Annotated in this window: 14 protein-coding genes; 4 read left to right on the plus strand and 10 right to left on the minus strand. The window is 74.7% G+C overall.

Going from position 1 to position 12245, the window contains the following annotated elements:
* The first annotated feature begins 165 nt into the window (after positions 1-165).
* Positions 166-735 carry an NUDIX domain-containing protein gene (locus AB0O09_RS05080; RefSeq protein ID WP_363540251.1) on the plus strand — a complete coding sequence of 190 codons (570 nt, stop codon included), beginning with the start codon at positions 166-168 and terminating at the stop codon, positions 733-735.
* Between the two features lie 81 nt (positions 736-816).
* Here AB0O09_RS05080 and AB0O09_RS05085 read toward each other — a convergent pair whose 3' ends face one another.
* From AB0O09_RS05085 to AB0O09_RS05095, 3 genes are all read right to left on the minus strand, one after another.
* A complete protein-coding gene (locus tag AB0O09_RS05085; RefSeq protein ID WP_363540252.1) occupies positions 817-1323 on the minus strand; it encodes a hypothetical protein in 507 nt (168 codons plus the stop codon).
* Positions 1320-1889: a thioredoxin family protein gene (locus AB0O09_RS05090; protein WP_363540253.1), complete on the minus strand. Its 570-nt coding sequence runs from the start codon at positions 1887-1889 to the stop codon at positions 1320-1322. The genes AB0O09_RS05085 and AB0O09_RS05090 overlap by 4 nt, the downstream gene beginning before the upstream one ends.
* A 318-nt stretch (positions 1890-2207) precedes the next feature.
* Positions 2208-4556 (minus strand): Tex family protein, encoded by a 2349-nt coding sequence (locus AB0O09_RS05095; RefSeq protein WP_363540408.1) that lies wholly within the window; start codon positions 4554-4556, stop codon positions 2208-2210.
* Between the two features lie 214 nt (positions 4557-4770).
* Between AB0O09_RS05095 and AB0O09_RS05100 the strand changes: the two genes are divergently transcribed.
* On the plus strand, positions 4771-6084 hold the full coding sequence (locus AB0O09_RS05100) for a glycosyltransferase 87 family protein (protein WP_363540254.1): 1314 nt from the start codon (positions 4771-4773) through the stop codon (positions 6082-6084).
* Between the two features lie 33 nt (positions 6085-6117).
* Here the strand turns inward: AB0O09_RS05100 and AB0O09_RS05105 are convergent, their stop codons facing one another.
* Entirely contained in the window at positions 6118-6564 is a 447-nt protein-coding gene (locus AB0O09_RS05105) for a MarR family transcriptional regulator (protein WP_363540255.1), read from the minus strand.
* Positions 6565-6707: 143 nt separating this feature from the next.
* On the opposite strand from AB0O09_RS05105, the gene AB0O09_RS05110 reads away from it, so the two are divergent.
* Entirely contained in the window at positions 6708-7082 is a 375-nt protein-coding gene (locus AB0O09_RS05110; RefSeq protein ID WP_363540256.1) for a cupin domain-containing protein, read from the plus strand.
* A gap of 82 nt (positions 7083-7164) precedes the next feature.
* Positions 7165-7905 (plus strand): DUF4230 domain-containing protein, encoded by a 741-nt coding sequence (locus tag AB0O09_RS05115; protein ID WP_363540257.1) that lies wholly within the window; start codon positions 7165-7167, stop codon positions 7903-7905.
* A 120-nt stretch (positions 7906-8025) separates the two neighbouring features.
* Here AB0O09_RS05115 and AB0O09_RS05120 read toward each other — a convergent pair whose 3' ends face one another.
* From AB0O09_RS05120 to AB0O09_RS05145, 6 genes are all read right to left on the minus strand, one after another.
* Positions 8026-8292, minus strand: a complete 267-nt coding sequence (locus AB0O09_RS05120; RefSeq protein ID WP_363540258.1) for a GlsB/YeaQ/YmgE family stress response membrane protein — start codon at positions 8290-8292, stop codon at positions 8026-8028.
* A 105-nt stretch (positions 8293-8397) separates the two neighbouring features.
* Positions 8398-8940 carry a gamma carbonic anhydrase family protein gene (locus tag AB0O09_RS05125; RefSeq protein ID WP_344626065.1) on the minus strand — a complete coding sequence of 181 codons (543 nt, stop codon included), beginning with the start codon at positions 8938-8940 and terminating at the stop codon, positions 8398-8400.
* 56 nt (positions 8941-8996) lie between these two features.
* On the minus strand, positions 8997-9788 hold the full coding sequence (locus AB0O09_RS05130; RefSeq protein WP_363540259.1) for an SGNH/GDSL hydrolase family protein: 792 nt from the start codon (positions 9786-9788) through the stop codon (positions 8997-8999).
* A gap of 81 nt (positions 9789-9869) precedes the next feature.
* A complete protein-coding gene (locus AB0O09_RS05135; RefSeq protein WP_363540260.1) occupies positions 9870-10286 on the minus strand; it encodes an avidin/streptavidin family protein in 417 nt (138 codons plus the stop codon).
* 181 nt (positions 10287-10467) lie between these two features.
* The gene (locus AB0O09_RS05140; protein ID WP_363540261.1) at positions 10468-11376 is read right to left on the minus strand and encodes a hypothetical protein; all 909 of its coding nucleotides are present in this window, start codon (positions 11374-11376) and stop codon (positions 10468-10470) included.
* A gap of 14 nt (positions 11377-11390) precedes the next feature.
* Positions 11391-12233 carry a papain-like cysteine protease family protein gene (locus tag AB0O09_RS05145; RefSeq protein ID WP_363540262.1) on the minus strand — a complete coding sequence of 281 codons (843 nt, stop codon included), beginning with the start codon at positions 12231-12233 and terminating at the stop codon, positions 11391-11393.
* Positions 12234-12245: the final 12 nt, after the last annotated feature.

Genomic DNA, 12245 nt, shown 5'->3' on the forward strand with positions numbered 1-12245 from the left:
TCCGGCCCGCCGTCCGCCCCCGCCGCCTCGGCGCGGGCGAACGGCGGGCCTTCGCACGTCCGGGCCCGTGCGCCCGCGCACGGGCCTTGAACGACGGCTCACCCTTCCGGTAGACGCGTACCCGAACGCGCATCGGCGGGGCGGTCGGCGGACTAGGATCGATCAATGACGGACACCACGGACAGAGCAGGGGAACTCGCGGCCCTGGCGGCCCGGTTCCCGCACCTGCACGCCCCGCAGCGGTGGGCGTGGGGCGGTATCGACGCGCAGTTCTCGACGGAGCTCCCGCCGGACGAACTGATCACCAACATCCATCTGGTGGGCTTCACCGAAGGCGGGGTGGTGCTCTGCAGGGACGCCCGCGGGCACTGGTTCCTGCCGGGCGGCACCCGTGAGGCGGCCGAGACGGTGGAATCCTGCCTGGAGCGGGAGTTGCGCGAGGAGGCGGGGGCGCGGCTGCTCTCCCCGCCGGTCTGGATCGGCCACCACCACGCCGTCACCGACGCCCCGGAGCCGTACCGGCCGTGGCAGCCCCATCCCGAGAAGGCCTGGCTGTGGGGCTGGGCCGAGGTGGTGGTGGACTCCCCGCCGACCAACCCCGACGACGGCGAACAGGTCGTCGAGGTACGGGCGATGTCCGCCGAGGAGGCCCAGCACCTGCTGGTGCGCGGCCGGGATGCCTGGTGGGGCGAACTGGTGGCCCTCGCGGTGGAGTCCCGCGCGACCCGCGGCTGACGGCACCTGTCCGGGGCCGCACTCGCGCTCCTGGCCGCACGCCGGCCCGGAGCGCCCGGGCGCTCCGGGCCGCCCCCGGCCTCAGGACGGGTCGAGCGGGACGACCTGCCGCACGACGGGAACGAGGCAGCGCTGCGCACTGCAGGCGCCGTAGCTGATCACGGCTCCGGCCGGGCCCGTGCCGGTGCCGCGGACGGGCACGGTGAGGGTCACCGGCCCGTCCGGGTAGACCGGCAGGGCGACGCCGAGGCCGGACGGGCTGACGGTCAGCAGCGGCCGGTCGGCCGTCGGCGCGCCGGCCGCGGCGAGCGAGCCGTTGAGCCCGAGCCTGGTGGGGATGCCGAGTCCGGAGACTCCCCCGTCGGGCAGGTCGACGCTGTAGAGGTGGAAGCCCGGTTCTTGCGGGGTGAAGGTGGCCCGCAGGAGCCGGGGCGACGCGCCTGCGGCGTCCAGCCGGAGTTCGACCGTGACGCCGCCGCCGGTGTAGCGGCCCGACGGCGCGGCCTCCGTCCGGTCCGGCCCGGCGCAGCCGAGCGGCAGCAGCAGCGCCGCGCCGAGGACGGCGGCGGACCGGGCGCGGAGCGTCACTTCGCGGACCAGCGCTTGAGGAAGGCGGCGACCCCGGCGGCGTCCATCGAGCGGGCGTTGGAGAAGGAGCCGTCGTTGGTGGCGGTGCGGACGGTGCCGTCGGGGGCGAGCACGACCAGGGCGGGGATGCCGCTCCGCTGCAGGTCGACGTAGCGGGCGGCGAGGTCGAGGTTGTGGTCGAACTGGCCGACGTCGACGGCGACCACCCGGTAGTCGCTGTGGAGCAGCGGTGCGACCTGGCCGGCGCGGAACAGCTTGTCGAGGACGTGGCAGTCCGGGCACCAGTCCGCTCCGAAGTCGAGCAGCACCTGGCGGTGGTCGGTGGCGGAGAGGGCGAGCGCGGCCTTGATGTCGGCGGCGGCGTCGCGGGTCCCGTCGTAGCCGTCGGGGATCTCGGCGTCGGCCAGGGCTGCGGGGGCCGGGGTGGCGGGGGCGGCGGAGCCCGGCGTGGCGGCGGCCGGAGCCACCGCGACGGGCGCGGCGGACGGTTCGGCCTTCGATGCGCAGCCCGTGGTGACGGCGGCTGCGACGGCAAGAGCGGTGAGCAGGGCGCGGCGGCGGCCCATGGGTTTCCTCCCCGGCGATCATGGATGACCTGGGGAGGATAGCGGGCGGCCGCACGCGCCCCGACAGGGGTGCCCGCATGTGCCCCGGACACCTGTGGCCCGTCTTCTAAGGGCGCCCGGTGGTGGTCCACCCGAGCGCCCTTCGAAGGCGCCCCTGGGGCTTGTCTGACGATTCGCGTCGCATCGGCGCGCGGCGTCGGGCGCCCGACCGGGCGTGCCGCCGTATCGGCCTCGTACTGGACGTACTCGGGCGATACGGCGGTGCGTCCGGTCGGGATGCCCGGCGTCGCACGCGCGGCGGGAATCGTCAGACAAGCCCTAGCGGGTCAGGCCCGCCCGTCGGAGGGCGTCGGCCATCGCGGAGTTGACCACCGGCGCCTGCTCGCGGCCGCCGCGGCGGTCCTGGCGGGGCGGGCGGGAGCCCCCGCGGTCGCCGCCGCCGCGCCGGTCGCCGCGGTCACCGCGCTCCGCCCGGTCGCCGCCGCCGGAGCGGGGTGCGGTGTCGTCGTCGAGGCGCAGCGTCAGGCCGATGCGCTTGCGCGGCACGTCGACCGAGGTGACCTTGACGCGGACGATGTCGCCGGGCTTGACGACGTCCCGCGGGTCCTTGACGAAGGTCTTGGACAGCGCGGAGACGTGCACCAGGCCGTCCTGGTGGACGCCGACGTCCACGAAGGCGCCGAAGGCGGCGACGTTGGTGACGACGCCCTCCAGCACCATGCCGACCTCGAGATCCCCGATCTTGTCGACGCCCTCCTTGAAGGTGGCGGTCTTGAAGGCGGGGCGGGGGTCGCGGCCGGGCTTGTCGAGCTCGCCGAGGATGTCGGTGACGGTCGGGACGCCGAAGGTGTCGTCGGCGAAGTCCGCCGGGCGCAGCGAGCGCAGCACCGAGCCGTTGCCGATCAGTGCGGGCAGGTCGCCGCCGGTGGCGGCGAGGATGCGGCGGACGACGGGGTAGGCCTCGGGGTGCACGGCGGAGGCGTCCAGCGGGTCGTCGCCGCCGGGGATCCGCAGGAAGCCGGCGCACTGCTCGAAGGCCTTGGGGCCGAGCCGGGCGACGTCCTTGAGGGCGCGCCGGGTGCGGAAGGGGCCGTTGGCGTCGCGGTGGGCGACGATGTTGTCGGCGAGGGTGCCGGTGACGCCGGAGACCCGGGTGAGCAGCGGCGCGGAGGCGGTGTTGACGTCGACGCCGACGGCGTTGACGCAGTCCTCGACGACGGCGTCCAGCGAGCGGGAGAGCTTCACCTCGCTGAGGTCGTGCTGGTACTGGCCGACGCCGATCGACTTGGGGTCGATCTTGACGAGCTCGGCGAGCGGGTCCTGGAGCCGGCGGGCGATGGAGACGGCGCCGCGGATGGAGACGTCCAGGCCCGGCAGTTCCTGCGAGGCGAAGGCCGAGGCGGAGTACACGGAGGCGCCGGCCTCGGAGACCATGACCTTGGTGAGGCCGAGGTCGGGGTGGCGCTTGATCAGGTCCTCGGCGAGCTTGTCGGTCTCCCGCGAGGCGGTGCCGTTGCCGATCGCGACCAGGTCGACGGCGTGCTTCCTCGCGAGGGCGGCGAGGGTGGCGAGCGCGGCGTCCCACTTGTTGGCGGGCTGGTGCGGGTGGATCGTGTCGTGGGCGACGACCTTACCGGTGGCGTCGACGACGGCAACCTTGACGCCGGTGCGGAAGCCCGGGTCGAGGCCCATGGTGGCGCGGGTGCCGGCGGGGGCGGCGAGCAGCAGGTCGCGCAGGTTGGCGGCGAAGACCCGGACGGCCTCGTCCTCGGCCTCCTGGCGCAGCCGGGTGCGCAGGTCGATGCCGAGCCGGACGAGGATGCGGGTGCGCCAGGCCCAGCGGACGGTGTCGGTGAGCCACTTGTCGGCGGGGCGGCCGCGGTCGGCGATGGCGAAGCGGGCGGCGATCCGCTGCTCGTAGTCGTTCTCGCCGGGCAGGTCGCCGTCCTCGCCGTCGTACGGGGAGAGGTCGAGGTCGAGGACCTCCTCCTTCTCGCCGCGCAGCATGGCGAGGATGCGGTGCGAGGGCAGCTTGGTGAACGGCTCGGCGAAGTCGAAGTAGTCGGCGAACTTGGCGCCGTCCTGCTCCTTGCCCTCGCGGACGGCGGCGACCAGGCGGCCCCTGCTCCACATCCGCTCGCGGAGCGAGCCGACCAGGTCGGCGTCCTCGCCGAAGCGCTCGACCAGGATCGCGCGGGCGCCGTCCAGGGCGGCCGCGGTGTCGGCGACGGCCTCGCCCAGGTACCCGGCGGCGAGCGCGGCCGGGTCCTGCGAGGGGTCGGCGAGCAGGGTGTCGGCGAGCGGCTCCAGGCCGGCCTCGCGGGCGATCTGGGCCTTGGTGCGCCGCTTGGGCTTGAAGGGCAGGTAGATGTCCTCCAGGCGGGCCTTGGAGTCGGCGGCGAGGATCTGGGCGCGCAGCGCGTCGTCCAGCTTGCCCTGGGCCTCGACGGACTCCAGGACGGCGGTGCGCCGTTCCTCCAGTTCGCGCAGGTAGCGCAGCCGCTCCTCGAGGGTGCGCAGCTGGGCGTCGTCGAGCGCGCCGGTGGCCTCCTTGCGGTAGCGGGCGACGAAGGGAACGGTCGCGCCGCCGTCGAGCAGGTCGACGGCCGCCTTCACCTGCCCTTCGCGGACGCCCAGCTCTTCGGCGATCTTGCGTTCGACCGGCATGGTCACGGGGCCTGCCACCTTCTCCCGGGGTTCCTCCTGGTACGCCCTGCATTCTGGCAGGTACGGCCTGCCGGATCGGGTCGGGCCGTGTCCTGGGGGCGGCGTGGCGCGTTGTGCTGACGGTCGGTGACACACGGTTTCACCGTGATTACCCGACTCGATTTGTCTGGTATGAGATAGATCACAGGCACGCGAAGCTTTCTCCGTGGAGGCGATGGTGGCTCAGGCCCCGACCCCGGTCACCCAGTGGGGAATGCCCCTGGGCGGGCCGTTCCGCTGGACGCGGCCCGCGACCTGGCCCCGCGAGGCGCTCGCCCTGGCCGGGTACTGGATCGCCTCCCGCCTCGTCATGATCGGCATGCTCCGCTCCGGCAAGGCCGAGCAGGCGATCGAGGTGCACCGGACCTACCACCACTGGTTCCTGGTCCTCAGCGAGGGCCACTTCCCGGTCGGCGACGTGACCTGGCAGTACCCGCCCGGCGCGGCGCTCGCCATGCTGGCCCCCGGACTGCTGCCCTTCCTCACCTACCTGCAGGCCTTCGCGCTGCTGATGCTGCTCACCGACGCGGTCACCCAGGCCGCGCTGGTCCGGGTCTCGCTGCGCCGCAACGGCGGGGTGCACCGGGGGCGGTCGACGGCGGGGGCCTGGATGTGGGCGCTCTCCCTGCCGCTGCTGCTCGGCCTGCCGTACGGCCGCTACGACCTGCCGGTGACGGCACTGGCGATGGCCGCCCTGTTGCTGATGCCGAGCCGGCCGCGGGCGGGCGGGGCGCTCGCCGGGATCGGCGCGATGGTCAAGGTGTGGCCGGCCCTGGTGGTGCTGGGCGCGCCGCGCGGCAAGGGGACCCGGCAGGCGTGGATGGGGATGTGCCTGTCGGCGGCGGCGCTGCTGCTGGTGATGGCCACCCTGTTCGACGGCGCGATGGACTTCCTGACCGCGCAGCGCGGCCGGGGCGTGGAGATCGAGTCGCTCGGCGGCAGCGTGCTGCACGTGGCCCGGGAGCTGGGCTGGCCGGGCGAGGTGGAGATGCACTACGGCTCGCTGGAGTTCCTTGGCCCGCACGTCGACCTGGTGGCCCGGGTGTCCCTGGTGCTCACGGCGCTGGCCTTCGGCTGGCTGCTGCTGTGGCGCTTCCGGGCCAGGCGGTGGAACCCGGCGCTGCCGTACGACGCGGCGCTGACCGCGGTGCTGCTGTTCACCGTGACCAGCCGGGTGATCAGCCCGCAGTACCTGATCTGGCTGATCGGGCTGGCCGCGGTCTGCCTGACGGTGCGGGGGTCCTCGCAGCGGCCGGTGGCGGTGGTCATCCTGCTCGCCGTCGGGGTCACCACCGTCGACTACCCGCTCTTCTTCGACGCGATGATCAAGGGCGGCTGGCAGCCGACCCTGGTGATCGTCGCCCGGAACGGACTGCTGCTGGTCGCCTCGCTCTGGTCGGCGGCCCGGCTGTGGCGCGTCTCGGTCTCCCCGGTGGCCGCCCTCCAGGAGGCCCCCCGCGTCAGCCGGGGCCCCATCCGCGTGGCCTGACGGCCGGGAGCGCACCGTCACGGACGGCCGTCGTCACCACACCGGCCGGATGCGGCCGCTGGGGCCGAGGGCGGCGAGGTCGGCGGTGAGCCGGTGCAGGCGCTGCTCGCCGAGCGTCTCCCGCCAGGGGCGGACGGCGTCGGCGGCGGCCTCGTCGGCGGCGCGGGTGCAGGCCCGGCCGCGCTCGGTGAGGACGACCAGCCGGGCACGGGCGTCGGCGGGGTGCGGGTGCCGCTCGACGTAGCCCTTGCGGACGAGTTCCTCGACCATCTGGCTGGCCGCCTGCTTGGTCACGCCGAGGTGCTCGGCGAGTTCGCCGACGGTGGCGCCGTCGGGGGCGAGCCGGACGAAGGCGAAGCCGTGCGCGGGCCGCAGGTCGTCGAAGCCGCGGGCCCGGACGCCGTCGTCGATGCTGCGGACCAGGTCGGCGGCCAGGCCGAGGACCAGGGGCGGCAGGGCGCGGGCGGCGGGCTCGTCCATGGCGGTCAGTCTAGGTGCTTGACGGTTCGTCGGTACCGAGGGCATGTCGGCCTCCCAAAGAAGTCCAGCCACTTGACGAAATCGTCAAGCCGCTTGACCATATAGTCAAGCGAACTGACCTTCCGCGCACCAAGGAGACAGCTGTGCCAGTCGTCCGTCCCGACCACGCCACCGTGTTCGACCTGCACGGTGCCCGTTTCACCTCGTACGCCTCCGCCACCACCGGCGCAGACCTGCTCCGCAGCTGGCGGCTCGACGTCCCCGGCGGCACCACCGGCGTGGAGCACACCGTCAGCAGCGAGGAGGTGCTGCACCTGCTCGACGGCGCGCCGACCGTGACCCTCGACGGCCGGGCCACCGTCCTCGCGCCGGGCGACACCGTCGTCGTCCCGGCCGGCAGCCGGTTGAAGGTGGACAACCCCGGGCCGGGGCCCGCCGCCGCCTGGGTCACCACCACGGCCGGACTGCGGGCGACCCTCCCCGACGGCTCGGTCGTCAACCCGCCCTGGGCCGTCTGAATCGAACTCCGGATCGGGGGAAGGATCCGCGGGCCGGGCCGGACACCCGAGCCCGCCGCCGACGCCCCAGGGAGGTTCCGCGATGGCCCGCCGGTCCGCACCAGAGCGCACGCCCGAGCACGACGACGAGTCCGAGGCAGACGGCAGACCCCCGGGCGGGCGGCCCGCCCGGGGCGGCGGCGGACGCGGCCGGCTGCCCTGGTACTTCGGGCTGCCGGTCGCGCTGGCCGCCGTCCTCGTCCTGCTGCTGGCGGCGGCCAGGCTCGACCTGCTGCCCGGCCTGCCGAACCCGTTCGCCGAACGGGAGGTCGACCGCAGCGGGCCCGCCGTCCTCAAGTCCATCCAGAACATGAGCCGCTACACCGCGGCCACCGGCAACTTCCAGGTCATCGTCGACCTCGACCAGGACGCCAAGTTCCTGCCCTCGCAGCTGCTCGGCAAGCGCACCCTGTACGTCGCCACCGGCAGCGTCGGCGCCTACGTCGATCTCGGGGCGCTGCCGCAGGGCGCGGTGACCGTCTCCGCGGACCGCCGGACGGCCGCCATCGCCCTGCCGCACGCGAAGCTGGCCGACGCCGCCCTGGACGTCCGCCGTTCCTACGTGTTCTCGCAGCAGCGCGGGCTGTTCGACCGGATCGGCGACTTCTTCTCCGGGAACCCGGGCGACCAGCAGCGGCTGGAGGTCCTGGCGACCGAGAAGATCCAGACCGCCGCCCGCGACACCGCGCTGACCGCCACCGCCGAGACCAACACCACCGCCATGCTCCAGGGACTGCTCCGCTCGCTCGGCTTCACCACCGTCACCGTCACCACCACCGGCTGACCCGGCCCGAACGGACGGGCAGGCCGAAGAGCGCTCGGGCGGTCGGTCCAGGGGCGCGTGGGTGGTCGATTCAGGGGCGCGCGGGGACACCCGCGCCCTTGGACCGACCACCCGGGGCTCCTAGCGGGCCTTCCGGCGTTCCCACATCGGGGCGACGACCGCGACCAGGGCGACCGCGAAGCCGATCTGCAGCAGGTGGCGGGTCCAGTCGATGCCACCGGTGTGCGCGACGCCGAGCCAGCCGGCGACGCCGTTGCCGAGCAGTGCGCCGGCCGCGCCGAGCAGCATGGTCAGCCACCACGGGATCGCCTGCGGGCCGCGCAGGATCAGCTTGGCCAGGACGCCGAGGACGAATCCGATCAGCAGGATCCACAGCAGTTGGAACACGGCTCCTCCGCTCCGCCGGGCCTCCGCCCGTCCCGGCACCGCCGCTGGTTGTGGGTGATCACCAGCTTGCGTCCTGGCGGGCCGCTCAGCACGTCGGAGGGCGGCTCAGAGCGGCCGGACCCCCGGGGCGCCGACGCCGCGGTGGGCCTCGGCGAGCAGCAGGTAGCCCTCGGCGTTGGTGCGGATCCCGGCGCGCTCCTCGTCGGTGAGCGGGCGGCGGACCTTGGCCGGGACGCCGGCGACCAGGGAGCCGGGCGGCACCTCGGTGCCCTGGGTGACCACCGCACCGGCGGCGATCAGCGAGCCCGAGCCGATCCGGGCCCCGTTGAGCACCGTGGCGCCCATGCCGACCAGCACGTCGTCCTCGACCGTGCAGCCGTGCAGCACCGCGTTGTGGCCGACCGAGATCCGCTCGCCGAGCACCAGCGGGAAGCCGGGGTCGGCGTGCAGGGTGCAGTTGTCCTGGATGTTGGTGTCGGCGCCGACGGCGATCGTCTCGGCGTCGCCGCGCAGCACCGCGCCGTACCAGATGCCCGCGCGGGCGGCGACGGTGACCGCGCCGACGACGACCGCGTTGGGGGCGACGAACGCCGAGGGGTCGACGGCGGGCACCCGGCCCGCGACGGCGGCGATCAGCGGCTCGGCCATGGTCGTTCTCCTGTTCTCGGTGCGGTACCCGGGGACGTGCGTGCGGAGGCGGGGGTTCAGCCCTCGTACGGGAGCAGCTCGGCGCGCTTGGGCGGGCGGCCGTCGCCGGAGGAGCGGCCGGTGAGGCGGCGGCCGATCCACGGGCCGAGGTGGCTGCGCAGCCAGCGCAGGTCGGCGCCGAGCTTCGCGGTGCGGCTCTGCGGGGCGGCGGGCGGCAGCGGGATGCGCCAGTCCTGGGCGGCGGGGCGGCCGAGTGCCTCGAGGACGGCGACGGCGACCCGGCGGTGGCCCTCGGCGGAGAGGTGGAGGCGGTCCTCGGCCCACATCCGCGGGTCGTCGAAGCAGGGGGCGCTGAAGAGGTCGACCACGACCGCCCTGCCGCCGGAGTCGCGGGCGATGTCCTCGACGAAGGCCTTGAGCTCCAGGACGGCCGGCAGCAGGCGGGTGCCGCCGGGCATCCGGCGGCTGGGGTCGGTGCTGGTGAACATGACCACGGTGGCGCCGCCGGCGAGCAGGGTGCGGGCGGCGACGCCGAACCGCTCCCTGACGTGGGCGATGTCGCAGCCGGGCCGCAGTACGTCGTTGAGCCCGCCGGCGAGGGTGACCAGGTCGGTGCCCATCGCGGCGGCCGGGCCGACCTGCTCGTCGCAGATCTGGCCGATCAGCTTGCCGCGGACGGCGAGGTTGGCGTAGCGGAAGCCGCCGCCGTCCTGCTCGGCGGCCAGGGCGGTGGCGACGCGGTCGGCCCAGCCGCGGTAGTGGCCGTCGGGCAGCAGGTCGTCGCACATGCCCTCGGTGAAGGAGTCCCCGACGGCGACGTAGCTGGTGAAGGTGGCTGTGTTCTCCATGGCCCGACGATCGTACGCGCACCGGCTACCGGCCGGTACGAAGGGGCGCCCCGGAGCCGGGGCGCCCCTGGTGGCGCGCGGTCAGCTGGGGTGGGAGGCGGGGCGGCGGCCGCGGAGGTGGCGTTCGACGTCCTCGGGGGCGGGGGCCTGCCGGGTGAAGACGTCCTGGCCGATCACGGTCGACTCCCAGACGTCCGCGGCGGCGGCCGAGCGGGTGAGCAGCCAGGTGGCGAGGATGGTCTCGTCGCCCGCCAGGTACTGCCCGCTCCAGCTGGTGACCGAGCCGGCGTCGCCCTGCTCGTTGCGCCAGGCGACCGTCCAGCCGACCGCGGTGCCCCGGCCGGGCCCGGCCGGCGCGTCGTGGCGGCCGGTGAGCTCGTACGGGCCGGCCACGTGGCCCGCGCCCGACACGTACGTTCCGGTGAGGCCGCCCGACGTGTCGTCGGTGAGCCGCATGTGTGAGCCGAACTCGTTGTACCAGTCTCCGGCGATGGTCATCGATGCTCTCCCTGGGCGGACCCGTTCCGGCGGCCGCACCCCGGTCGGGCGGCCGCGTGGCTCTCCCAGGATCGGGCCGGGGGGTGGGCTTCGCAGCGCAACCGGGCCGGTGCGCGGGTCGCCGGCGCCGCGGTCTCCGGACAGGATCGGAGGGCCGCGGCGCCGGCGGGTCGGGGCCCGCTCAGGCGGCGCCGGCGGAACGGCGACGGCGGAGCAGGGCGGTCGCGGAGCCGCCGAGGGCGAGCGCCCCGGCGGCCGCGGCGGCCCACCACGCGGTGCGGTCGGCGGGCACCCCGGACGCGGCCGACGCCGCCCCGGTCGCGGCGGCCGCGTCCGGGGTGCCGGCCGCGGCGGTGCCGTCGAGGCCGGGGTAGCCGCCGGCCAGGCCCTTGCGGTCGTAGGCGGAGCCGGGCAGCTTGTCGCCGTAGCGGGCGCTGACCAGCTTCTGGTAGGCGGCGAGGGTCACGCTGTGCTTGCCGCCGAGGCCGCTGGTCGCCTCCTGGTTGAGCGCCTCGACCTGGCCCTTGTCGGTGAGCCGGTACCAGGCGTGCAGCTGCGGCTCGGTGAAGGTGCGGGCCTGCGCGGTGCCCTGTTCGGCGAGGGAGACCTCGGCGTCGCCGTCCCGGATGCCGGCCAGCTGCCAGCCGCTGCCCTTCCGGTCCTGCGGGGCGAGCAGCACGGCGGCGCGGTGGCCGTCGGCGGCGGCGACCCGCGAGGCGAGGTAGGAGAGGCGCAGCGCGGTGTCGGCGGTGGGCCGGGCCTTGCCGGAGACGAAGTCGGGGGCGAGCTCGTAGAGCGCCACCGGGTTCTTCAGGTCGAAGGCGGGCGGTCCGGCCGGGGCGGCCGCGCTGCGCGGGGTGCCGACCGTGCCGCCGTCGGCGGCGGGGGCGGCCTGGGCGGCGGACTGCTGCCGGGTGACGGTCAGGAAGCGGGAGACGGTGTCCCGGACCTGGCCGGACTGCAGGACCTGCTGGGCGGAGCCGAGGTCGGGGCCGTCCGCGGCCTGCGCCGGGGAGGCGGAGGCGAGCAGGGCGAGGCCGGCGGTGGCGGCGAGCACGGCCGCGCGGCGGAGCTGCGGGATGGTGGTCACGGTCGGTCGTCTCCTCAGCCGTGGATGCCGATGCGGGAGTGGGTCCACTGGAACGAGTTGTTGTTGACGTAGGTGTTGTAGTTCCACCAGGTGTAGGTCTGGGTGGAGGGCCACGGGTCGCCGACCGCGATCATGTTGCTGGTGCTGTCGTAGCCGTAGATGACGTTCATGTGGCCGCCGCCGGAGGTCCAGCCGATCCGGACGGCGAAGGGGCGGCCGCCCGCGATCTCGGCGGTGGTCTCGGCGAAGGAGGCGCTGCGGTAGAGGCTGCGGCCGCTGGTGGAGAGCCCGAGGCCGGCCAGGCCGTTGGCCATGTCCTCCAGCGTCGCGGGCTGGTTGTTGCAGTTCACCCAGGTGCCGCGGGCGGCGAGCCGGCAGAACTCCTCCTGGGTGGTGCTGCGGCCCCAGTAGTTGGCGATGGTCACGCCCGAGGCGTCCCAGCACCACTGCGTCCTGACCTGCTTCTGCATGCCGATGGCGAGGGTCTTGGTGCCGGTGTTCGTGGTCGTGGTCGAGCCGCAGACCGGCAGGCCGTTGGTGTTCTCCCGGATGAAGGCGTCGGCGATGTAGTAGGTGCCCGACCAGATCCAGCGGGTGTTGCCCTCGACCTGGTCGCCGGTGGTGCGGCAGGCGGTGGGGACGTGGTCGCCGACCGCGGAGGTGCCGGTGATGCGGGAGGTCAGCGAGGGCTGGGTGCGCTGGTTGACCGTCCGGTAGCCGCCCTGGCCGCCGATCACGGTGCCGGTGGAGGCGGCCTGGGCGAGGACGCCGATGCCGAGGAGCAGCGCTCCGGAGAGCGCGGCGACGATCACGGCCAGCAGGGTCTTCTTGCCGCGGGATGCGCGGAGTCTGTGCATGGTGCTCCTTGA

The sequence above is a fragment of the Kitasatospora sp. NPDC093679 genome (genome assembly GCF_040683455.1).
In the GTDB taxonomy this organism is placed as follows: domain Bacteria; phylum Actinomycetota; class Actinomycetes; order Streptomycetales; family Streptomycetaceae; genus Kitasatospora; species Kitasatospora arboriphila.